The sequence below is a fragment of the Microbacterium sp. X-17 genome (genome assembly GCF_039615055.1).
On sequence record NZ_JBDHNI010000011.1, the window covers coordinates 39,068 to 58,790 of the forward strand.

A 19,723-nucleotide genomic window follows, 5' to 3' on the forward strand; every position below is an offset into this window, starting at 1 on the left:
GAGTGAAGCAGGCGGTCCAGTACGCCTTCGCGGGGGTGTGTGATGCGACGCTGACGGCGAAGACCGCCGAGGGCGTGATCGCTGCGGCCGGCTATGCAGACGCAGTGATGACGCGGTACATCGTCGAGGACGGCAACATTCGCGATGACCTGCTCACCCGGTCCCAGTTGAAGAAGTGGGTGGACGGGGTCGACCCGCTGACCGGCGAGCGTCGCGGTCGGGATCTTGAATCGCCGGTTGCGGACCTGATTTTGGATGCGACGATCAATGCTCCGAAGTCGTTCTCGATCGCAGCGATGTTGGACCCCGAGTTGGCGGCCGCGTACGAGGATCTGCAGGACCGGTTGCGGGATCGGATCATCAAGCTGTGGCAGACCGAACTCAACGCCCGGCGAGGTAAACAGGGGTGCTTTCGAGAGAATCTCACGCGGATCGAGGTTGTGGAGCTGCGACACGAACGGTCGCGTTCGCTTGACCCCCACAAGCACCGTCATCTCTGGCTGAATGTGAAGGTCCAAGGCCAAGACAGGAGGTGGTCGAACATCGACACGCGCGTCGCCCTTCGCTTCCAGAACGTGGTTAACGCGGAAGGAGATCTTGCGTCGCGTACGGACCCGGCATGGCTTGCCGCGCTGGCCGCAAAAGGATTCACCTTGAACTCCGACGGCGAGATCGCGCAACTCCAGCACCTGGTACGGCCCCTGTCGAAGCGCTCCGCACAGATCGAAGCAAACAAGGCGGCTCGGATCGCAGAGTGGAAGGAGAGCCACCCAGAGCAGGAGCCCTCGCGTGAAGTGCTGAACCAGATTGACAGGTGGGCGTGGGCGTATGGGCGTCCGGACAAGCCAAACCTCGACGCTCGAAACTGGGCCAAAGTCATTCGAAGTGAGCTCCTAGCGGCGGACCCCTCTCTTGCGAAGGACCTCACACCGACGATCGCCGCCGCCAAGGAGCTCGACCAGCTAGACCTCGACCTCCTGGCGGCCAAATCAATCGTCGATGCGGACGCCCGATCGACCGGAACAGGTGGCCGATTCAGCGAAATGGACATCAGAGCGGGCGTGATTCGCGCTCTCTCTGGGGCGGGGTCTATTGCAACCCGATCCGAGCTCGAGCCTCTCATCGAGCAGATCGAGGCGTCAGCTGCCCAGACGCTCACCGTGACGTTGTTGAGCGAGTCGGGCGTACCTCGCCATGTGAAGCACCTGATGGCGACTTCGACCGCTGTGCTGAAGGCAACGGTCGCTCGTAGGGTGGAATCGGTCTCAGCGGCCGGCGCTGCGCGACCATCGGCGGAGATTGAGGCAATTGCCTCGATCGTTGAACCCGATCGCCGCCTAGACCGAGGCCAGAGCGCTGGCGCAGGATCGATTGCAGGGACGTCGCGCAGTGTCGCTATTTCCGGCGCCGCGGGAAGCGGTAAGACGACGATGCTGAAGGTCGCAGGTGCGGCGCTACGGAGACAAGGTCGACACATGATCATCGTCGCACCTACGAAGAAGGCTTCTGCGGTGGCAGGCAGGGCGACCGGAAGCAATTCGTCTTCCCTTCATCAGTTGCTGCATGATTTTGGATGGCGCTGGATTCAGAACTCGGCCGGCGGCACTGATTGGCTGATGCTGCGGCCCGGGGAACTTGACCCCACTTCAGGCCGCATATACGAGGGTGCCCGCACTGTGATTAAGCCGGGCGATCGAATCGTCGTCGACGAGGCCGGAATGCTCGACCTCGAGGCCGCCAACGCCCTTGTTGATGTTCTCCTTCGCACGGGCGCGGGCGTGGCGGTTGTTGGCGATGAGCGGCAAGCACTGCCAGTCGGGCATTCGGGAGCCATGGCGTTGTTCTGGAGTCATGCCGCGGATCAAGTGGAGCTTGTAGACATCCACCGGTTTAGGGACAGTTCGTGGGCGGATCTGACCCTACGGCTGCGGGACCCACAGGGCCAAGACGCGACAAGGGCCGTTGCCGACGAGCTCGTGGACACCGGGCATGTGACGCTCGCGAGCAACGAAATCGAAGCGCGTCAAGTGATGGTGTCGGCCTGGTTCGATGCTGCGCGGCATGGCCAAACCATTGCGCTCGTCACATCGACCCATGCCGAGGCACAGGAAATAGGCGAGAGCATTCAGGCCCGGCGAATTAGCGCTGGCGCGTTGGATATCTCCCAAGCAGTGTCAGGTCAAGAAGGCCAGGCGATCTTCGTAGGCGACATCGTCCAAACGCGACGTAATGACAACCTGGCGGAGGTCCAGAACCGTCAAAACTGGGCGGTCAAGCAGATAACCTCGACCCACGTAGTCCTTGCCTCGGCCACCGACTCCTCGGACCTTAAGAAGATCTCGCACGAATATGCCGGCTCTCACTTGCACTTGGGGTACGCGTCGACCGTCTATGGAGTCCAGGGCGAAACTACCGATCGCGCAGTTGTGGGACCGGGAGTTGATGCATCCGGCCTATATGTGGGCCTTACGCGCGGGCGGGCAGAGAACAGCGTCGTCGTGGTTGCGGCGAGTCCTTCCGCTGCGAGGGCAGAGTTGGTGGAGATGATGCAACGCCAAGTAGTGGAGGACACCATCGAAGCGTCCCGAGTGGCAGCCAGAACCGAACTGAATCGAGCGGCACGACCAGTCGCAACGACTGACATCACCCAGTCGGACATGTCGATGTGAACGTCGCGTCCGGTCAAGCCAGGCCCGTTGCCGTCACTTGCCTCCCCCGCGCGTTGGCTCCTGCCAATGTGCCATCGCGGGCGCGATATCGGAGGAGAGCGATTCCAAGCGCATCGGCCCTTTGCCTGGCTTCAGGCAGCACGCCTCCGGAGACGAATAGCAACGGAACGCGGCCGTCGCTCGCCGAGACAAAGGCGGCTCTTTCGATAGCCTCCACGTCGACGTTCCCTCGCCCGTTCTTCACCCATCCGAGGAATCCCGAACTATAAAGGTCACACGGTCCACGAGCTTCCAATGAGACCGCGACTGTATCGACCGCGCCGAGAAACATCATCCATTCCCGGCACAGTCCGACTGCTTCATCGTCCGAAACGCCCCATGGGCGCGGGACTGGGACTCGCCCTTCCACCCTCACAGTTTGCCCGATGCCACAGTCACATTATGAGCGGGGGTTTGGACACGCCGGTCTAGGTGCCGGCCCGAGCGTTGTACAACGGACTCGCGCGACGCCTTCAAGGACAAGTTGAGGAGCCCATGTACTGTTCAGTATGTACACGCGCTGAGCGAATCATGTGGGGCAGGGCACGATAACTAGGCCAGCAATGGGAGCTAACCCGGGTGAGGGGCAATGGAGCTGAGCTTCCAGTCGCGAGAGCTGCGCGACTACTGGATGGACCCGCAGCCCAACGTGCTGTCGGCCGACGAGATCGCTGTAGCAAAGCGTCTGATCGAAGACCTCTCCTCGGCGCACCGCATTGACGAGCTTCTATTCCTCTACGACATCGAGTGCGTCGGCGATGAGTTACAGCTGATCTCGGTCCCGATCTTGATGCTCTCGCACGTGGATGGCTCGCGAGTTAGGCGCTCCGACGAGCGCATTCTCGACTTCTCGAACGTAACGCGGGTAAAGGTAATCTCAATACAGAAGATTGGCGGTGCTCTGTGACCACGAACGTTGCATTTCACCCGAAGTGGGTATCGGCGCCTGGTGACACGATCCTCGATGTGTTGGGGAAACGGCACTGGACCGTCGAAGACCTTGCAGATCACATCGGACTCTCTGATCCAGAGACGCGGCGCATTGTGGTCGGTGAGAAAGAGATCGATGGTCAGATCGCGGACCGACTCGCAACTGCGCTCGGCGGATCCTCGGACTTCTGGCTTACTCGTGAGCGTCGTTACCGCGACGGGATTCGTTGGCTCGCCGTTGAAGAAATCAGTCGGAGTCTTCCGATCGAGCAGATGGCCGACTTCGGTTGGATAGCTTCACGCGGGCGAGACTGGCACGAGCGCGCCGAGGCATGTATCCGCTTCTTTGGGGTCACGAGCGCTGAGGAGTGGAACGACCGATACGGACAGGTAGTGAGTCAGGCCCGATATCGCGCATCCGCGGCATTCGACGCGAACGACACTTCGGTAGCTGTGTGGCTCCGACAGGCTGAGCTCGAGGCCGAGCCGATTGCACTCTCTGAGTGGAACCCGCAAGGGCTTCGAGGCACCATACCCCGGCTCCGTTTGATGACTCGCGAGGCGAACCCCGAAAGCTTCATTCCAATATTGACGCGAACACTCGGAGAGCTTGGCGTTGCCCTCGCTGTGGTCCGAACCCCGAAGGGCTGCCCGATGAGCGGCGCGGCGTTCATGTCTCAATCGGGGCGCAGAACGATAGCGCTAAGCGCGAGACACCTAACTGACGATCACTTTTGGTTCTCGCTCATGCACGAGGTAGGTCATGTTCTGATGCATGACCTTACAGACGCCGTAGTGGACGACCTCGATTCAGGCTCCGACGAGCACACCGAGGTCGAGGCGAACGAATTCGCAGCTGACGCACTGAACCCGGCTGGCTTGTCGCAACTAACCGCCGGAAAAGACCGAGGTCCGACGTTGCGTCAGGTGGTTGCGTTCGCTTCTCAGCAAGGGGTCGCGCCAGGGGTCGTTGTTGGTCAACTACAGCATGCTGAGATCCTCCGGCCAAACCAACTGAATCATCTTCGCCGGCGATACAAATGGGACGGAACTAGCCTGAAAACCGCACGTAGATAGCAGGCGACTTCTGCCAATTGCAGATGGCATCCTCAATGACATTCGGGGTAAGGCCGGTTTCCCTTGACAGCTCCGAAAGTTGCTTCTGCAATTCTCCGGCGGCTCCGCTCGTGTTGTCTCCATTCACAAGTAAACGGGCACCCCGAAGCGGGCCTGTCGCCCCGACGATGTACGAATGCGGGGGTCGCAGGTCCACGAGGTTGAGGTTCCGGAGAGCGTTGAGATAGTCGAAACGCGCGACTCGGCCAAATCGCCTCACCCCAGCCATGGAACGATAGAGTTCGTCGAATGCCTCCTCAGGCGACTGAGCAACTGCGACCGAGAATCGTTCCGCATGATCTCCCCCCGCTGACAGCACCCAGTCAACGTAGCTTTGGACCACGCTGCCTGTGCCAGCATCTGACCAGGCGTGGAGACTCTCGTACTTCCTGTGATTGCTGAATCCTCGTGGGCCGGGGCCCGAAATTAGTGCGGCCTGATTGGTATCAAGCCAGAACCTGAAGCTCGTTGGGTCGCTCGCAGTGCGTTCCCACGTCCAGGGTTCGCCCTGGCCCAGCGCTCCGTAGACATCGCGCGCATAACGCCATCCAGCACGAGGGTGCTTACCGAAGTGTACGAAAAGAAAAACTAGCCACACGGCTTCATCGAAGTCGCCGGCATCCCGATGCTTCAGGGCCGCACGCAGTGGATCGAACGCGAGCGATTCTGGATCTGCGCTCTCTGGGTCCAGCGCGCGACTCTCCAAACGCTGGAAGTACAAGACGCGCTGCTCGGAGTCGATGATCTGCTCGATGAGGGCAGCGCGGGCGTCGGGATCGGAGATTCCGACCAGAGGTCCATGGGCGCTCTCATATGCGGCCAAAGCCGAGCCAATTCGCGCGGCATCTGCCGCGTAGTTTCCACGCACTCTGCTTACTCCTTGAACGCTCGGTCGGTCAGGTAGATCTCAAAGAACTCATCGGCTAAAGCGGCCACAAGTTCATCTAACGAATCCGGGCGTGTCCGCTTGAGTCGGTAGGCGGCCAGCATTCGGCTCAGATCGCCCCAGTAGTCTCGGCCGATACCGTCGACGGAGATCTGGTCCGGCGGGGTAGTCCGGATTGAGGCTTCCATCTGGCAGAAACTGCGCACGGAGTTCCATGGATCGCCGACAGGCATCGGCGGCATCGACGCAGTCGCTCCGAAGTACCAGCCATCCTCTAGGTACGCGTCTGCTCTGTCGCGATCGGAGTTGTAAAGATGAAGGCTTCCGACAAAATGCGAATAGGTACCGAGGTCGAGCCCGAGGCTAACGGCGACGAGTTCCTGAATCATCGTGAAAGCAAAAAGGTCGTGCGTTAGGCCAACAAACGCGTCGTTCGACCTCATTGTTACGACGAGCGCTAGCCGGGATTCTCGTACGAAGAATTGCAACGTACAGGTGCAGGGCAGATCGAGCAGGTCGTTCGCGAGGTCGCCCTGATGGAAGATTTGGATGACTGCTTGACGAGTGTCCGGCCTACTTCGTAGGAGCGAGATCACACGAGAAACCTGCCCACCGCCTTCCCCTCCGAAAAGTCGCGGTCCATATGCACCGAGTAACTTCCCACCGACAGCGTAACGGCGGTACTGCGGCACGTAGTAGGCAATCGTCTCTTCGTCGTCTGAGCCCGATAGGTACCACGCGAGCTCGCCGATGCAGCTGACTATCGTCGAACGTTTGGCGCTTCGACTAAGCCGCGATCGCGGGTTCGCAAGCTGCAGAAGTACCGCTGTGTCTTCAAGTGCCGCACCCTTGGTGGGCGCGATCAGGCGGCCATGAGCAATCAGATGCTCCAAAGTGGCATGGAGCAGATCGTCAAACGTCTCCTCCGAGATAACCGCACTCATCTTTCCCCCCAGGTCGCGGCCCGAAGTCCATCAAGCGCAGCAACTCACATACAAAGTGAAGATATCGCCAGCGACCGACATTTCCGTACGACGCGCTCGGTTTGTCCGAACAGGCGAGAGAGGCAGATCGACGATGGTGCTTCGCAAACGGCGAAGGTGGGGCCGGCCAAGAGGCCAACCCCAACCTTCACTGCACAAGTTCGAGCGCGTCTAATCCATCACCATTGCGCGCGCGACGGGGTCAACCGCGCCTACCGGCCCGGTCGCGTTGACGCCCGGGCCGTCAGCTTTTGGGTGGCGAACGACCTCGGCGGTGGTGTAACGAAGCGAGGGCCCGACGCTATCGGCGACGACCTCGGTGGCGGCTCGGGGTTCGCCTGTGGCCTGGTCGGTCCAGTGGCGGAACTCGAGGTTGCCGTTGACAATGACGGTGTCGCCTTTGGCGAGGCTGGCCCGGACGTTCTCGGCAGTGCGGCCGAAGACGGTGGTGCGGTGATATTGCGTGTCGCCGTCGACCCATTTGCCGTCTTCGAGCTTGCGGTCGGTGACGGCGACGGTGAACTTGGCGAACTTGGTGCCGTTCTGTGATTCGCCGTAGTCGGGGTCGGCGACGAGGTTGCCTTCGATGCTGATCGGGACTCGTGTGCTCATTGTTCTTTTCCTTTCGATGGGTGCGGCCTTTGGTCGCTTTCACTTACACGTTGTGTTTTCGGTCGCGAGACGACGTCGTCGTGACGCGCATCCGCCTAACTGGCGTGAGCGGTATGGATCCAGTCGGCCCAGTCGGTCGGGATGGTGGTGTCGATGGCATGCGGGAGCTCGGTGTGTCCGTTGTGGCATTCGCCGTTGTACCAACCGGCAAGACGTGGGAGGGCGGCGGCGAGGCGTTCGTGCCAGCCGATGGGTCCGTAACCAGCGTCGAGGGCGTCGTACGAGACGAGCCAGGCGGTGTGGAGCGCGGAGAGCTCTTCGACGAGGGCGCCGTGCCGGTGCCAGCACGGCGGGATCTTCCGAGAGGGAAGGTCGTACCGACGGATGAACCAAGTCACACAGTGGCGGAGGTCCGTCCACACCTGGGGTGCGTCGCCGTCTTCGAGGGTGCGCCAGTTGACGACGGCGACGCCGAGCATCCCGGGGCTGCGCCTGGGGGCTTGGTCGTCCCAGCCTTCGGGGAGCGAGTCGAGGAGTTCCTCGATTCGCGGCTTGTCGGTCACGGCCACTCCGATGCTTCGATGAAGCGGGCGATCTTGGCCTGGAGGCGCGAGATGGCCTGGGTGGAGGCGGTGCGGCGGGAGACGAACCCGGAGAGCGCACGGTCGCGGTCGATGAGCTGGTGGACGTACTCATGGCAGCGCGGGTGCAGGGCGGTGAGGTCTTCGTGGCGTTCGTGCGCGGCCCAGCCGCGTGGGGTCTGGCTGACGCCGTTGTAGTCGAGGTGGTGGAGTTCGAGGTTGTGGGTGCTCCCGATGCCGAGGCAGAGTGCGCAGCGGACTTCGCCGGCGCGGGCGTGCTCTTCGGTGAACCAGCGGTCGCGGCGCGCGAACCAGGCCGGCGAATGGAGATAGCGGGTGCGGTAGGTGTTGGCCCTGGCTGGGCGACGACGGTTGGACATCAGTTCCGCTCCTCTGCTGCATGCCGACGATCGACGGCGGCTTGGTACTGTTCGGCGAACACGACCTGCTGGTCGAGCTCGGTGAGCTGCTTGCCGGACTTCACCTGGGCCGCGTCCTCGCGGTCGGTCCATCCGCGGAGGTCGAGGAGGATGCCACGCCGGTTTCGGTAGGCGAGCAGTCCGATGGTTTCGGGCATGCGCCGGATTTCGTCGAGGGCCATGACGGGCACCTTTTCGTTGCTGATGTTGGTGGATGATCCGGAGTCGTTGTACGAGTGGCCGGTGTTTCGGATCCGCCGGGTCCCGAGCAGAGATTCGATGTCGCGGAGGTGGTCGACGTCGGATGCGCCGCCGAGGAGGAGCTTGGCGGTGGCGGCAGACCAGATCGTGTCTGCCTCGGACCTCGACCAGGCGGTCTCGGCCTGCGAAAGGGCCTGCAGAACCACGATGGTAGAGATGCCGATGCCGCCACCGTCGGCCATGATCCGCGGCAGTGCGGGCCAGGAGAACATGTTCGCGATCTCGTCCAGGATCAGAGCGAGCGGCGGGTCGAGCCGGGAGCCGGGTGAGGCGAGTGCTTTGCGGCGTGCGGTCTCGACGATGTCGTCGAGGATCGCGCCAAGGAATCCTCCGACGGAGCCCGCGCCGGCGCCGGTGCCGACGAGGTAGAGGCTGTTGGATCCGGTGAGGAAGGCATCGGGGTCGAACTGCTCCCCCGGTCCCGGTGTCATAGCCCTGCGGATGGCGGGGATGGCGAGGGGACGGATGGCGCCGGCGACGCCGAACCACGAGTTGGCGAGGAGCTTCTGGTCGCCGTTGATGATCGCATCGAGATCCTCTGACCAGCCCGGCGTGCCTTCATTGGCGAGGACGCTGACCGCCTCGAGGGCGAGGCGGGGGTTGGAGCCCCAGCGGGCGAGGGCCTCGACGCCGCGGCCCGACACCGCGGCCGCGTGCAGCAGCCGGGAGAGCACGGACGAGGAGACCTGCGCCCATTCCTGATTCGTTTTGGATGCCCCGAGAGCGGTGCCGGCGACGATGGCCTGTCCGCGCTGGTCGGCGACGAGCGGTTCCTCACACCCGGTCACAGGAGAGATGCGAAGCGGCGACCGTACCCCGGATAGTTCCTGCGGGTCGAACACTGTGACCTCGCCGAGACGAGCGCGCTCGCGCATCGTGGCTGCGAGGTTGTCGTTACGGGTCGAGGTGGTGATGACCGGCCCGTCCCAGTCGAGGATCGCGTTGATGATGAACCGGTAGCCCTTGCCGGAGCGAGGTGCGCCTTCGACGACGATCGAGTCCTCGATCGATACGTAGACGTCCTGCCCGTGCGCACTGCCGACCTTCCACCCCGCCGCGGACGGTGTTGGGTAGGCCAGCGACGGCCGGAGCGTCTTGGCATGCTGAAGCGCAGTGCGGGCGGAGGTGTGCTTGCGGACCTCACCGGGCTTTGCGAGTCCGTCCCGGCCTCGGAGCTCGTTGATGAAGTGTCGATCCGACTGGCGGTAGTGCAGCCACCAAACAACCGCTGCCGCCACCACGCTGAGAAGAAGAAGGACCGCGAGGATGTCGAGGGCTCGGATCAGGGTCACGGGTGCCGTGCATCCGGGAGCGAATGCGAACCCGCTGGGGTCGCCGCCGATGGCCAGTTGGAGGCCGGCGAACACACTTCCGGGCTGGCCGCCTCCGCCGCAGGTTGCGGTGAGTGTGGCGCTGGCGATGCCGGTGGTGAGGGCGCCGGCGGCGACGATGGCGAAGAGGCAGTAGAGCGCGAGCTGGGTCCAGGAGGCGCCGTGGTTTCTCATGCTCGTTCACCGCCCATGGCGTCGGTGCGGAAGATGCCGAGTTCGTAGTCGGTGCAAATGTTGCGGACCTTCGCGACCCGGTCCTGACCGATCTGCCAGAGCCCTTCACCTTTATGGAGTTTGCGGACCAGGTCGGCCTGGGTGTCGTTCCAGCCGAGGATCTCCCGAGACCGCGCGATCTCACCGGAATGCTGCGCATAGGAGATGCGGGTCTCGCAATCGGCGAGAAGCCCGAGGGCACGGGAGTGGAGAGCACTGTTGCGATCACCCAGCGCGTCGAGGTCCGCGACCCGGTGCAGGAGGTACCAGTTGGAGGTGCCGAGGTGGCGTGCGACCTTCTCGTCCTCGACCCTGTCGGCCAGGCCGTCTCCTCCGGAGACATCGTTGAGGAGCTCGACCGCGGCCTCTTCGTGAATGATGACCCGAGCCTGCCGGTTCGCACCCAAGCTCGAGCGGCGGATCCAATTCGCCGTCGCCAGCCGGGCCAGCGCCTGCGCCTCTGGCGATGCGCCCTTCAGGGCGGAGGTGTCGACGACCATCATGGGCGCGTCGGCGTCGAACCGGACGGTGGAGGGTCCGTCGAAGAACCCGGTGAGGTCACCGGACACCATCCGACGCAGAGAGTGCGCGAGCCGGTGGCCGGCTTCCGCGACCTCAACCGGAAGCGCTCCATCGGGGTCGACGAGGCGGTTGTAGACGTGCGTGATGGTCACGGTCGACTGGCCCCGGAGGGCGTCGAGAGCGACGTCGAGGGCGGTGTGCTCCACCGGTTCCAGGTTCCCGCCTTCGCGGAGGCGGCGGATGATCGTCTTCAGCGTCGCCCGCCGGTACTGGAGGACGTTCTGGTTCCAGTCCTCATCCGAGAAGGAGAGATCCCGTGGCCCTTCATCGAGCAGGTTGATCCGGGCCGCTTTACCAGGCCCGACGCTGATGGAGGTGCCCCCGACATAGGCGGCGACACGCACCCACTCACCGTTCGGGTCGTGTGGCACCGCGATCTTCCGCCCCAACCGCGCCAGCCGGGAGGACCAGGACTTCGCCAGCATCGACTTCCCGGTCCCCTTCACTCCGAGGATGGCGACCGAGTGAGAGCGAACGGCCTCGGCGGAATAGGCGTCCCACGGGTCGAAGCAGAACGGCGCACGGGAGAGCAGGTTCTCGCCGATGTACGCACCGGTGAGGATGTCCCCGGTCTCGGCCAGGAACGGGTACGCGCCGCCGAGGACCTTGGACGAGCAGCGGTGCGCGGGTGGGGTGGCGCGCAGTGGGCCACGCAGATTGTGCGGCTGCTTCCACCCCCAGGCCGGCATCTTCGACGCCGGCAACTCCGCGGTCTGCAGCTTCCAGTTCGAGTTCTTGTCGGCGGACGTGTTCTGGCGATGGCGGCCGTTTGCTCCGGGCTTCTCGTTCGCGGGGATGCGGCCGATGACCGAGTTGGGCTTCATCGCACTCACTCCCCTTCCAGCGGCACCGGCAGCGCCGCGGTCACGAACCCCGCGGCCTGCTGACCGGCCATCGACGCCAATACGAGCCGTGCCGGGTGCGAGGCCTGTTCAATGTCGGTGCGGGCCTTCGCGAGGGCGTCTTTGGACTCGGCGGAGATGGTGACGAACCCGCGGTACTGGACGTCGCCGAACCCGTCGACGAGGTCGTGCTCCCGCACGGCCAGGTCCTCCTCCTCGCGGAGGTGGGTGAGCGGGATCCGGGAGGACAGCTTCATCCGAATCGTCGCTGCGGTCTCCATGTCGGACTGGGCCCGGTTCAGCTGGGCCAGCGCCTTGTGCGTCGCCACCGGGCGCACCTGCAGGGTGATCACCCGGGTCGCGTCCCCGGCATAAAGGAGCGGTTCGAGGAACCCCGTGCGCACGTCGGTGCGGGGCCATTCGGCGACCCAGAACGTCTGGTGCCAGGACTCGTCCACCCGCATCGAATCCCAACCCTCGTCGATCCCCATCACCGGCGACGGCGCAGTAGCCACACTCGAGTCCTGCTCACGCCGGGTGGCCGCGGCCACAGGGTCTGCGGAAAGAGCGTTCAGCTCATCGAGCTCATCCGAGGTCAGCCAGCCGGCCGGGGTGAGCCGGGCATGCTCCATCGAGGTCTCGATCCCTGCCACCCGCTCCTTGAGCACCGAAGCGAGCCCGGTCAGCCCCTTGCCGGCGTCACGGATGGCTCCGTTGAGAGCGGCGGTGTCGAAGGTGAGGGTGATGTAGTTGGTGAACCCCATCGACCGCTTCGACGCCGCCTGGGTCAGCGCCCAATACTCGCCGCGCAGCTCGGCACTGACCTGGGGATCGAAATCGCCCTCGCGGGCAACGAGGTAGTCCCGCAGATGGGTGGACGATGCCCGGTCGACGCGGATTCGGATGCTGGTTTCCCGGATGCCGGGCAAGTTCTCCAGGGAACTGAGCCATTCCACGAAGCCGTCGTAGGCGGCCTCCTGAGTGCCCTTATCGCGGAGCGCCCACGCTTTGGACCCGACCCTGACGGTGACCGAAGCGAGACGCCCGCGGGCGTTGTAGATGAAGCCTCCGGCACCGGGGATCTGAACGATCTGCACGTCGCCGAGCGCACCCGGCAGAAGGAACTTGGAGGTCACGACAGGGGTCGCCGCGGCGATCTGTGCATGCCCTACGTTGAGCGAGGCGACGGAGACCCGGAACCAGACGTCGCGGCGGAACACGGTCTGCCCGGCCATGCCACGCAGGACGTAGCGGGCGGCCTGGGCGACGATCACAATGACGGGTTCGCGTCGGTAGGTGGCGAGCGCGAAGAAGGTGATCGCAGCGATGACCGGCAACATCACCCACAGTGCGTTCGGGTCCGCGAATAGTGTCCCGAGCAGGATCGCGACGGCGGCGCCGATGACCATGAGCTGCATGAAGGTGAGGCCGAGGAAAATCCCGCGACGCTCGCGTGCGGCGAAGCGGACCCGGGGTGCGCCCTCGTCGGTGATAACCTGGTCGGCGGTAAAGGTGGTCATGGGTTATCTCCCAACCTTGATGACCCGTGCCGCAGTGCGGACGGGCGCGGAAGCAGTGGAGGCCCGCGAGAACTGGTCGCGGACTGAGAACCGGTGATGGAGGGCGGTGCCGACTTCGGCTCCCGCGAAGGAGACGAGTTTGGTAGCCCACAGCGGGCTGAACGAGGCGGCGATCACGGCTCCGGCAGCGACGAGGATCACGCCGATGCTGAGGCTGGCCTTCGTCAGCTCGACCGCGAGGAGCACGACCCCCGCCGCTAAGGGTTTGGCGATCAGCAGTCCGACCGAGAGGTTCATCCAGCGTTGCGCCCACGCGGTGAGCTTGGGTTGGCCGATCATCATCAGCCCGATCGGGGCCATCGCGGCGAGAGCGAGGAGTCCGAATTCGCGGATCGACATCGCGATGAACAGAAAGAGGGAGGCGATCATCATGAGTCCGACGACGAGCAGCGCCATGACGTATTCGCCGATGCCCTCGGGGCCTTGGGCACCTTGCTGCGCCATCACGAATATGACGCCGCCCTGGGTGAACTGGGCACTGTGCATGACTGTGTTGGCGGATTGCTTCGGCAGGTCGAACAGGCCGACCACGCGCAGCAGACTCTGGCTGAGGTCGCCGCCCTGGGCCGCGGTCGTAAGACTGCGGGTGACGGTGTCGGTGATGCCGGAGAACTGTTGCATGGCCCACACGCAGATCGCGCTGAAGGGGATGGCGAGCGCAGCACCCGCGGCGGTGCGTCCGATCCGCGCCCAGTCCTGCAGGATCATCGCGATCCCGATCTGGACGAGCGCGATGATCAGGATGACCGGGGCCGTGACGGCCACCCAGAACAGGAACTGCGAGTGGGCAATGCTCCAGCTGCCCTGGTCGATGTTGGTGTTGAACGATCCGGCGATCATCGTGGCGATGAAGTTGCCGAGGTTGACGATGGTGGAGGCCATGAACCCGGCAACGGTTTGCGAGGCTTGGCAGCCGAAGTCGGAGACGAAGCATCCGTAGTTCGGCGTGAACGGATCCGGTGGAGCTGCGGCGAGGATGTCGATCATGGTGATCACGCCACGTGCAGCGACTGGCCCCAGTTGATCAGCCCGGCGATGCCGCCGGCGACGGCGACTCCTGCGATGCAGCTGATTAGGCCGACGATGCCGGCCTTCTGGACGCGCCCATTGCTGGAGATGTGGCCGACGACGATGAACCCGGCCGCGATCAGCCCGCCGATGATGGCGAGGATGAGCACGATAGCGAACACGACGTTGGCGATTGCCTGCAGCGCTCCGACGCCGGGACCTGAGAAGTCCGGGCTCGGGTTCGGTACCGCCGCGACGGTGACGATGCGTGCGTGGACGGTGACCAGGGCTTCGTTGAGTGCGTTCATGATTCGGTGTTCCTCTCATCGGTGCGGTCGGGGGTGGTTGGTTCGTTGGCAGGCGCGTCGTTGAGTCGTTTGGCGGCGAGGTAGCCGGAGGCGGCGATTCCTGCGAGGCAGAGACAGATAATGGCCAACAGGCCGAGCAGGGTGTTGACGAGGTCCATTAGGGTTCACTCCCCGCTCGCGGTCGAGGCTCGGACGGCGGCTTCCGGGAGGGTCACGAAGAGGTGCGTGGCCTGTCCTTCGGAAGGAACGTCGACGGTGAGGACGAGACGGTCGACGCCGGCCGGGAGGTAGAAGGCGGCCGCGAAGGAGCGGCCTTTGTTGTTCTGGATGGTCCAGTCCGTCTTGCCGTGGAAGAGGCCGCCGGGAAGCCACGGCAGTCCGGCGGCTTTCGCAGCGGCCGGTCCGTCGACGCTGTCTAGGACGGCAGGCTCCGGTCGGCCGTCGAACTGGGTTCCCTTGAGAGTGGTGCCGGTGACGTCCTGGGTGGTCTGGCTGCCTTGCGACGGCTTCCACTCGCCGGTGAGGGTGACCTTCAGAAACAGCACTGGTGTGCCGGCCGGGAAGAGTTCTGCCGTGGTTCCGGGGAGCGTGCATTTGCAGCCGGTTTTGGCGGTGAAGGTGGTGCCGCCGAAGACTTCGACCCACACGGTGTCCACGATGCCGTCGGCGATGGGCATGGTCGGATCCGCCGTCGGCGTCGCGGCCGGTGCCACGGTCGTGAAGGAGGGGTCTCGGTCCGGTGCAGCAGTGCTGACGCAGCCGACCAGGGCCAGGCATGGCAGGAGGGCAGCGAGTGCGATCAGTTTCTTGTTCATCGTGGTTCACCTCGGTTTCGTATGCGCCCTTCACCTACACGTTGTGTGTCGGGGCGAGTTTTGACGCGCAAATCGGAAATTCGTTTCTCAGGGCACCTGGATGTGCTGGTGTGTGCAGGTATCGGGAAAGGCGTCGGTGAAGTTCAGCAGCAGCCCGGTGTGCACCTTGGCCCGGGCTCGGCAGTCGCTTTGGCCGAGGCTGGATCCGTGCGGGGCGTACGGGTCCAGGACGTGGATCAGCTGGAGTGAGAGGTCATCGGATCCGGTGAGGGAGCGATGATTGAGGGCGTAGAAGTCGACCGCCTTGCCCTTCCAGTGCGCGGAAGCGGTGCCCGCTCCCGGGGTCATGCCGGTGCAGCGTCGATTGAGGTCGCTCACCCCGACGCTCTGGAAGGCCTGAGCTGCGACGACGATCAGCTGCAGGACACGAGCATCGACGGTGCACTCCGGGGTGGCGGTGCCGTCGGCCATGTTGAGCACTTGCTGCTCGTAGCGAGGCTCGAGGAACGTCAGCTTCCCCGACTGCACGTCGGCGACCAACGCCGCGGCTGCCGCTTTGGCGTCGGCCGGCACTTGGCAGGTGCTCGTGGCGGTGCCGGTCAGGGCGATAAGGACATGCTGCGCGGGGGTCCAGAACGGTGTGTAGTGGTTCGGGTCCGCGTTGATCTGGACGGCGTTGGCCACCAGGGTCGGGGCCGCCGTCTGCCAGTCCGCCACGGTCAGCATCCGTGCGTAGAACGCGCCCGCCGCAGTGGCCAGGTCCATCCGCTTTTCGATGCTGCCGTAGCCGGCGCCTTGTTGGAAGACGCCGATCGTAGTGTTGTCGACCGCGTCGCCGTGGTTCAGGTTGCGAAGCCCGGACTCCCCCATCGCCACCATCAACGCGAGGATCTGACCATGCGGTGGGACGTTCAACTCCTGGCCGACGGTGATGATCGTCGAGGCAACCTTCAACTGGTCCGGCCCATACCCGTCGACGGTTTGGCCCGAGGCGACGGCAGGAGCAGACCCGCCGCACGCTCCTCCGGTTCCGGCGACCGAGTTGGGGCCCATGGCGAGGACCATGGTGACCGGCAGGGCGACAAGCCCGACCGGGATCACCAGCAGGATGACCATCGCGACGATCAGGAGGTTCCGCGTCGTCTTCGGATGGGCGAGCGCCTGGGCCGTGGCTCCGACCCCGATCATGCGGCCTGCTCCTGGCGCATCACGGTGTGGGCAATGTAGACCAGTCGTTTGGCTTGGGCGATCCTTGCTCGGGCCGAGCCGGGGTGGATGTCCAGCTTCTTGGCGATTGCCTCCGAACTGTCGCCGAGCATCCTGGCGACCTCACGGATGCCGCCCTGATCGGGGATGCACCGTACGATCACCGGGCCGGTCATGGGGAGGTCCGCATCGACAGCTGCGAGAGCAGCGCGAACAGTGCTAGCGGTCAGGAATACTCGATCGCGGATCGTTCGGACGCTGCGAATGGAGAGGTCGCGTTCGAGCCCGACGCGCTCGGCGTCGCCGTCGGCCAGAGCAATCTCGCCCACGACAGCCCAGTCGCGTGGTGCGACGAACTCCGCAACGAGCTTCATCCACCGACCGACGTCGTACCGTTCGATGAGCAGGGTGAGTGCGTCCGGTTGGACGAGGGACTCGAATTGGTCCCAGTGGCCCATGTAGGGCGGGATGTGCCTGCGCAGTTCGTTGCGCAGGACGTTGCGGGCGATACCGAACACGAACGCGTTCGGCGTTCCCGATCTCGGGTCGTAGGTACTGCTGCGGCGCCAGACCGATTCACGGATCTGCTGCATCACATCATCGGGATCCAGCGAGTGCCGTCGTCCAATGCTGTAGACGACGAAACTGCGCAGGGTGTCGACTTCACGGATGAGCTCCGCTATGCGGGCATCCGCCCTGCTGCCGACTTGAATTCCTCCAGCCACGAGATCACAACCTTCCTTGCATGGAGGTGGCTACTGCGAAGGCTCGGGTTCGAGTCCGAGAGGACCCGTCAGAATTCCGTCTTTCCAGCCGCGAGGGCGCGCGGCAGCTCAGCTCGTGAAGGGAGGATGTTCGTACGGATGGGGGTCGCGAATGGAACTCTCGGGGCGACGTCCTCCGCGTTCAGCGATGGAGAGGTGACTTCGACTCTGAAGTTCGGGAGTCTCAGCCACGATGTGTCACCGCTGTCCTGACGCGAATCGCGAGCCCAGGACCTCGGCAACCGGGGTAAGAATCAGCCGTTCCATCTGGTGCCGCACGCTACCCCCGAACGGGGGTAGCCCGTAGTGACCACGCCGCGGGTTACTGCCTGTTCTACTGACAGCCTTCGCACTGCACGTCATCCATCGGATCGAGCGGTACTAGATACCCGTCCACGAAGTCCTGGATGACGCCCGGGATGGACGGCACATCTGGGACGGGCGAACCCGTCACGCCAGCACCGCCGTCCCGGTCTGTACGCTCGCCTCCACCCATGCGATCACCTCCGCCGGCTTGTAGACCACCTGATGTGGCGTGGGCTTGTAGTAGCGCGGACCCTTCCCCTTGTAGCGAAGCTGTGCCAGCGCGGCGACGGACAGTCCCGTCATCTCGGCCACCTCTACGGGCCGAATGTATTCTCCAGTCATCTCATCTTCTCCATTTCGACTAGAAAGGAGCACTGTTTCAGTGGAATTTACGATAACTCTCTTTCCTTGGTTTGACAATAGAGAGGGGTCTATGCTGTTGAAATGGCTGATTTCCGCATCGAGGACAACGTGGGCGCACGGATCAAGTTCGCGCGTCGGGAGCGAGGATTTCGCACGGCACGCGAGTTCGCCGACTCGCTCTCAGGAGGCAATGTCACGGCGGCCGTAGTCGAGAACATCGAGTCAGGGCGCAAGGCCGACATCAGCATCACCCAGCTGCTCAATATCGCCCACGGACTGGGCACCCCACCCTCGTATCTGCTGGCGCCAATCGGCAGGCCGAACGCGAAAATGGACCTCCCGAATCTCAACGATGAGCTCGCCGACATGACGGCCGCCGAGTTCGACTGCTGGCTTTCGGCAACACCATTGAGTTCGTATCGCCCAAGATGGGCCGGCGAACGCGTCGACATCGAGGCGCTCGGCTCGCTACGGCAGCTCGGCACCTTCCAACGTGAGCTCGAGCGACTTCGCCTCGTCATGAACGTGCAGTCAGCCTCAGGCGACGCCGACCTGATCAAGGCAAACAAGGACGTAAAGCGCCAGATCGACGCCGTCTCGAAGGAGGTCGCGCGGCTGGTCGGCCTGCTTGAGTCCGGCGGGTTCGTCGACGTCTCGAGCGAGGACGACGATTCGGAGTAGTCATGGGCAGCATCACCCCGTACGAGTCAGCCGCAGGCAAGCGGTATCGGGTTCGCTACCGAAAGCCCGATCATTCGCAGACCGACAAGCGCGGCTTTCGGACTAAGCGTGAGGCCGAACTGTTCTTGGCGTCCGTCGAGACGAAGAAGGCGTCGGGCGAGTACATCGATCCCACGGCCGCTCGCGCGACCGTGGATCGGCTCGGAAAGGCGTGGCTCGCGTCCCGGTCCCACCTGAAGCCGTCGTCGACATACGTCTACGAGTCGGCGTGGCGACTGCATGTCGAGCCGCGATGGGGCACGGCGATGATCGGCAATATCAGACACAGCGAAGTCCAGGCTTGGATCACGGAGTTGAGCAACGGGATCGAGGGCAAGAAGCCGAAGTCCCCGACGATCGTTCGGCGAAGTCACGACATCCTTGCCGGCATCCTCGATACGGCGGTGCGAGATCACCTCATCCCGTCTAACCCCGCGCGCGGCATCAAGCTACCCAGGCGAAGGTCTCGCGAGCACGTCTACCTGACAAACGAACAGGTAGCCGCGCTGCTCGTTGCGTGCGCGGAGCACGCCCCAATCGTCGCGACGCTCGCCTATACGGGCCTTCGCTGGGGCGAAGCATCTGCGCTGCGAGTTCGCGATGTCGACTCGCGCCGGCGCCGGATTTCGGTCGTGGAGAACGCTGTCTACGTGAACGGATCAATCGTCGTGGGCACCCCCAAGACGCACGAACGACGTAGCGTGCCGTACCCTCAATTCCTCTCTGCTGCCCTCGCGGCCGCATGCGCTGGCAAGACACGCAACGACGTCATCTTTGATGACGGGCACCACGGATATCAGAGAACTCCCACGATGGCAGTCAACTCGTGGTGGGACCGCGCGCTCGCAGAGTCCGATCTGCCACCCATGACTATCCACGACCTTCGTCACACAGCGGCCTCGCTCGCAGTGAGCGCGGGTGCGAATGTAAAAGCAGTCCAGCGGATGCTCGGACATGCGTCAGCTGCAATGACGCTCGACACATACAGCGACCTATTCGACGACGACCTGGATTCCGTCGCTATCCGATTGAATGTTGCCGCTGACGATTTGATCCGCGCTGCGTTAGCAACAGGCAGTGCGACCACCGCAAACGGCTAACTGGAACACAGTCCCCGCCATGCTCGGAGCATTCGAAGGACGATGACGAGATAGCGCCAACTAGCTTCGCAAAGTAAGAATGTTCCACA

Annotated in this window: 20 protein-coding genes; 5 read left to right on the forward strand and 15 right to left on the reverse strand. The window is 63.8% G+C overall.

Going from position 1 to position 19,723, the window contains the following annotated elements:
• The first annotated feature begins 2 nt into the window (after positions 1 to 2).
• The 3 genes from ABCS02_RS33235 to ABCS02_RS33245 all read left to right on the forward strand — a co-directional run bounded on the left by ABCS02_RS33235 (position 3) and on the right by ABCS02_RS33245 (position 4,715).
• Positions 3 to 2,669: an AAA family ATPase gene (locus ABCS02_RS33235; protein ID WP_345840003.1), complete on the forward strand. Its 2,667-nt coding sequence runs from the start codon at positions 3 to 5 to the stop codon at positions 2,667 to 2,669.
• A 628-nt stretch (positions 2,670 to 3,297) separates the two neighbouring features.
• Entirely contained in the window at positions 3,298 to 3,615 is a 318-nt protein-coding gene (locus ABCS02_RS33240) for a hypothetical protein (protein ID WP_345840004.1), read from the forward strand.
• Positions 3,612 to 4,715 (forward strand): ImmA/IrrE family metallo-endopeptidase, encoded by a 1,104-nt coding sequence (locus tag ABCS02_RS33245; RefSeq protein WP_345840005.1) that lies wholly within the window; start codon positions 3,612 to 3,614, stop codon positions 4,713 to 4,715. Before ABCS02_RS33240 ends, ABCS02_RS33245 begins: the two co-directional genes overlap by 4 nt.
• On the opposite strand, the gene ABCS02_RS33250 is transcribed toward ABCS02_RS33245, so the two are convergent.
• From ABCS02_RS33250 to ABCS02_RS33320, 15 genes are all read right to left on the reverse strand, one after another.
• A complete protein-coding gene (locus ABCS02_RS33250; RefSeq protein WP_345840006.1) occupies positions 4,690 to 5,622 on the reverse strand; it encodes a hypothetical protein in 933 nt (310 codons plus the stop codon). The genes ABCS02_RS33245 and ABCS02_RS33250 overlap by 26 nt on opposite strands.
• A gap of 5 nt (positions 5,623 to 5,627) precedes the next feature.
• The gene (locus ABCS02_RS33255) at positions 5,628 to 6,584 is read right to left on the reverse strand and encodes a thymidylate synthase (protein ID WP_345840007.1); all 957 of its coding nucleotides are present in this window, start codon (positions 6,582 to 6,584) and stop codon (positions 5,628 to 5,630) included.
• A 210-nt stretch (positions 6,585 to 6,794) separates the two neighbouring features.
• Positions 6,795 to 7,235 (reverse strand): single-stranded DNA-binding protein, encoded by a 441-nt coding sequence (gene ssb, locus ABCS02_RS33260; protein WP_345840008.1) that lies wholly within the window; start codon positions 7,233 to 7,235, stop codon positions 6,795 to 6,797.
• Positions 7,236 to 7,330: 95 nt separating this feature from the next.
• Positions 7,331 to 7,798: a hypothetical protein gene (locus tag ABCS02_RS33265; protein ID WP_345840009.1), complete on the reverse strand. Its 468-nt coding sequence runs from the start codon at positions 7,796 to 7,798 to the stop codon at positions 7,331 to 7,333.
• The gene (locus ABCS02_RS33270; RefSeq protein ID WP_345840010.1) at positions 7,795 to 8,196 is read right to left on the reverse strand and encodes a hypothetical protein; all 402 of its coding nucleotides are present in this window, start codon (positions 8,194 to 8,196) and stop codon (positions 7,795 to 7,797) included. The genes ABCS02_RS33265 and ABCS02_RS33270 overlap by 4 nt, the downstream gene beginning before the upstream one ends.
• On the reverse strand, positions 8,196 to 10,001 hold the full coding sequence (locus ABCS02_RS33275; RefSeq protein WP_345840011.1) for a TraM recognition domain-containing protein: 1,806 nt from the start codon (positions 9,999 to 10,001) through the stop codon (positions 8,196 to 8,198). The genes ABCS02_RS33270 and ABCS02_RS33275 overlap by 1 nt, the downstream gene beginning before the upstream one ends.
• Positions 9,998 to 11,446: an ATP-binding protein gene (locus ABCS02_RS33280; RefSeq protein ID WP_345840012.1), complete on the reverse strand. Its 1,449-nt coding sequence runs from the start codon at positions 11,444 to 11,446 to the stop codon at positions 9,998 to 10,000. Before ABCS02_RS33280 ends, ABCS02_RS33275 begins: the two co-directional genes overlap by 4 nt.
• A gap of 5 nt (positions 11,447 to 11,451) precedes the next feature.
• Entirely contained in the window at positions 11,452 to 12,984 is a 1,533-nt protein-coding gene (locus tag ABCS02_RS33285; protein WP_345840013.1) for an SCO6880 family protein, read from the reverse strand.
• Between the two features lie 3 nt (positions 12,985 to 12,987).
• Positions 12,988 to 14,031: a hypothetical protein gene (locus ABCS02_RS33290; protein ID WP_345840014.1), complete on the reverse strand. Its 1,044-nt coding sequence runs from the start codon at positions 14,029 to 14,031 to the stop codon at positions 12,988 to 12,990.
• A gap of 5 nt (positions 14,032 to 14,036) precedes the next feature.
• Complete coding sequence (locus tag ABCS02_RS33295; protein WP_345840015.1) at positions 14,037 to 14,360, reverse strand: hypothetical protein; 324 nt, start codon at positions 14,358 to 14,360, stop codon at positions 14,037 to 14,039.
• Entirely contained in the window at positions 14,357 to 14,518 is a 162-nt protein-coding gene (locus tag ABCS02_RS33300) for a hypothetical protein (RefSeq protein WP_345840016.1), read from the reverse strand. Before ABCS02_RS33300 ends, ABCS02_RS33295 begins: the two co-directional genes overlap by 4 nt.
• Before the next feature lie 6 nt (positions 14,519 to 14,524).
• Positions 14,525 to 15,175, reverse strand: coding sequence for a hypothetical protein (locus tag ABCS02_RS33305; protein WP_345840017.1), 651 nt, complete (start codon positions 15,173 to 15,175; stop codon positions 14,525 to 14,527).
• An 87-nt stretch (positions 15,176 to 15,262) separates the two neighbouring features.
• Positions 15,263 to 16,363, reverse strand: coding sequence for a hypothetical protein (locus tag ABCS02_RS33310; protein WP_345840018.1), 1,101 nt, complete (start codon positions 16,361 to 16,363; stop codon positions 15,263 to 15,265).
• Positions 16,360 to 17,106: a sigma factor gene (locus ABCS02_RS33315; protein WP_345840019.1), complete on the reverse strand. Its 747-nt coding sequence runs from the start codon at positions 17,104 to 17,106 to the stop codon at positions 16,360 to 16,362. The genes ABCS02_RS33310 and ABCS02_RS33315 overlap by 4 nt, the downstream gene beginning before the upstream one ends.
• Positions 17,107 to 17,595: 489 nt before the next feature.
• The gene (locus ABCS02_RS33320; RefSeq protein WP_345840020.1) at positions 17,596 to 17,754 is read right to left on the reverse strand and encodes a hypothetical protein; all 159 of its coding nucleotides are present in this window, start codon (positions 17,752 to 17,754) and stop codon (positions 17,596 to 17,598) included.
• 141 nt (positions 17,755 to 17,895) lie between these two features.
• Here ABCS02_RS33320 and ABCS02_RS33325 point away from each other — a divergent pair, with 141 nt between their 5' ends.
• Positions 17,896 to 18,495 (forward strand): helix-turn-helix transcriptional regulator, encoded by a 600-nt coding sequence (locus ABCS02_RS33325; protein WP_345840021.1) that lies wholly within the window; start codon positions 17,896 to 17,898, stop codon positions 18,493 to 18,495.
• Between the two features lie 2 nt (positions 18,496 to 18,497).
• Complete coding sequence (locus ABCS02_RS33330) at positions 18,498 to 19,634, forward strand: tyrosine-type recombinase/integrase (RefSeq protein WP_345840022.1); 1,137 nt, start codon at positions 18,498 to 18,500, stop codon at positions 19,632 to 19,634.
• The last annotated feature ends 89 nt before the right edge of the window (positions 19,635 to 19,723 follow it).

Bases quoted from the DNA above. Each gene is read 5' to 3' on its own strand.
- ABCS02_RS33270 (WP_345840010.1), bottom strand. From the start codon at position 8,196: ATGTCCAACCGTCGTCGCCCAGCCAGGGCCAACACCTACCGCACCCGC.
- ABCS02_RS33280 (WP_345840012.1), bottom strand. From the start codon at position 11,446: ATGAAGCCCAACTCGGTCATCGGCCGCATCCCCGCGAACGAGAAGCCC.
- ABCS02_RS33255 (WP_345840007.1), bottom strand. From the start codon at position 6,584: ATGAGTGCGGTTATCTCGGAGGAGACGTTTGACGATCTGCTCCATGCC.
- ABCS02_RS33240 (WP_345840004.1), top strand. From the start codon at position 3,298: ATGGAGCTGAGCTTCCAGTCGCGAGAGCTGCGCGACTACTGGATGGAC.
- ABCS02_RS33300 (WP_345840016.1), bottom strand. From the start codon at position 14,518: ATGGACCTCGTCAACACCCTGCTCGGCCTGTTGGCCATTATCTGTCTC.
- ABCS02_RS33330 (WP_345840022.1), top strand. From the start codon at position 18,498: ATGGGCAGCATCACCCCGTACGAGTCAGCCGCAGGCAAGCGGTATCGG.
- ABCS02_RS33325 (WP_345840021.1), top strand. From the start codon at position 17,896: ATGGCTGATTTCCGCATCGAGGACAACGTGGGCGCACGGATCAAGTTC.
- ssb (WP_345840008.1), bottom strand. From the start codon at position 7,235: ATGAGCACACGAGTCCCGATCAGCATCGAAGGCAACCTCGTCGCCGAC.
- ABCS02_RS33320 (WP_345840020.1), bottom strand. From the start codon at position 17,754: ATGACGGGACTGTCCGTCGCCGCGCTGGCACAGCTTCGCTACAAGGGG.
- ABCS02_RS33275 (WP_345840011.1), bottom strand. From the start codon at position 10,001: ATGAGAAACCACGGCGCCTCCTGGACCCAGCTCGCGCTCTACTGCCTC.
- ABCS02_RS33295 (WP_345840015.1), bottom strand. From the start codon at position 14,360: ATGAACGCACTCAACGAAGCCCTGGTCACCGTCCACGCACGCATCGTC.
- ABCS02_RS33305 (WP_345840017.1), bottom strand. From the start codon at position 15,175: ATGAACAAGAAACTGATCGCACTCGCTGCCCTCCTGCCATGCCTGGCC.
- ABCS02_RS33290 (WP_345840014.1), bottom strand. From the start codon at position 14,031: ATGATCGACATCCTCGCCGCAGCTCCACCGGATCCGTTCACGCCGAAC.
- ABCS02_RS33310 (WP_345840018.1), bottom strand. From the start codon at position 16,363: ATGATCGGGGTCGGAGCCACGGCCCAGGCGCTCGCCCATCCGAAGACG.
- ABCS02_RS33285 (WP_345840013.1), bottom strand. From the start codon at position 12,984: ATGACCACCTTTACCGCCGACCAGGTTATCACCGACGAGGGCGCACCC.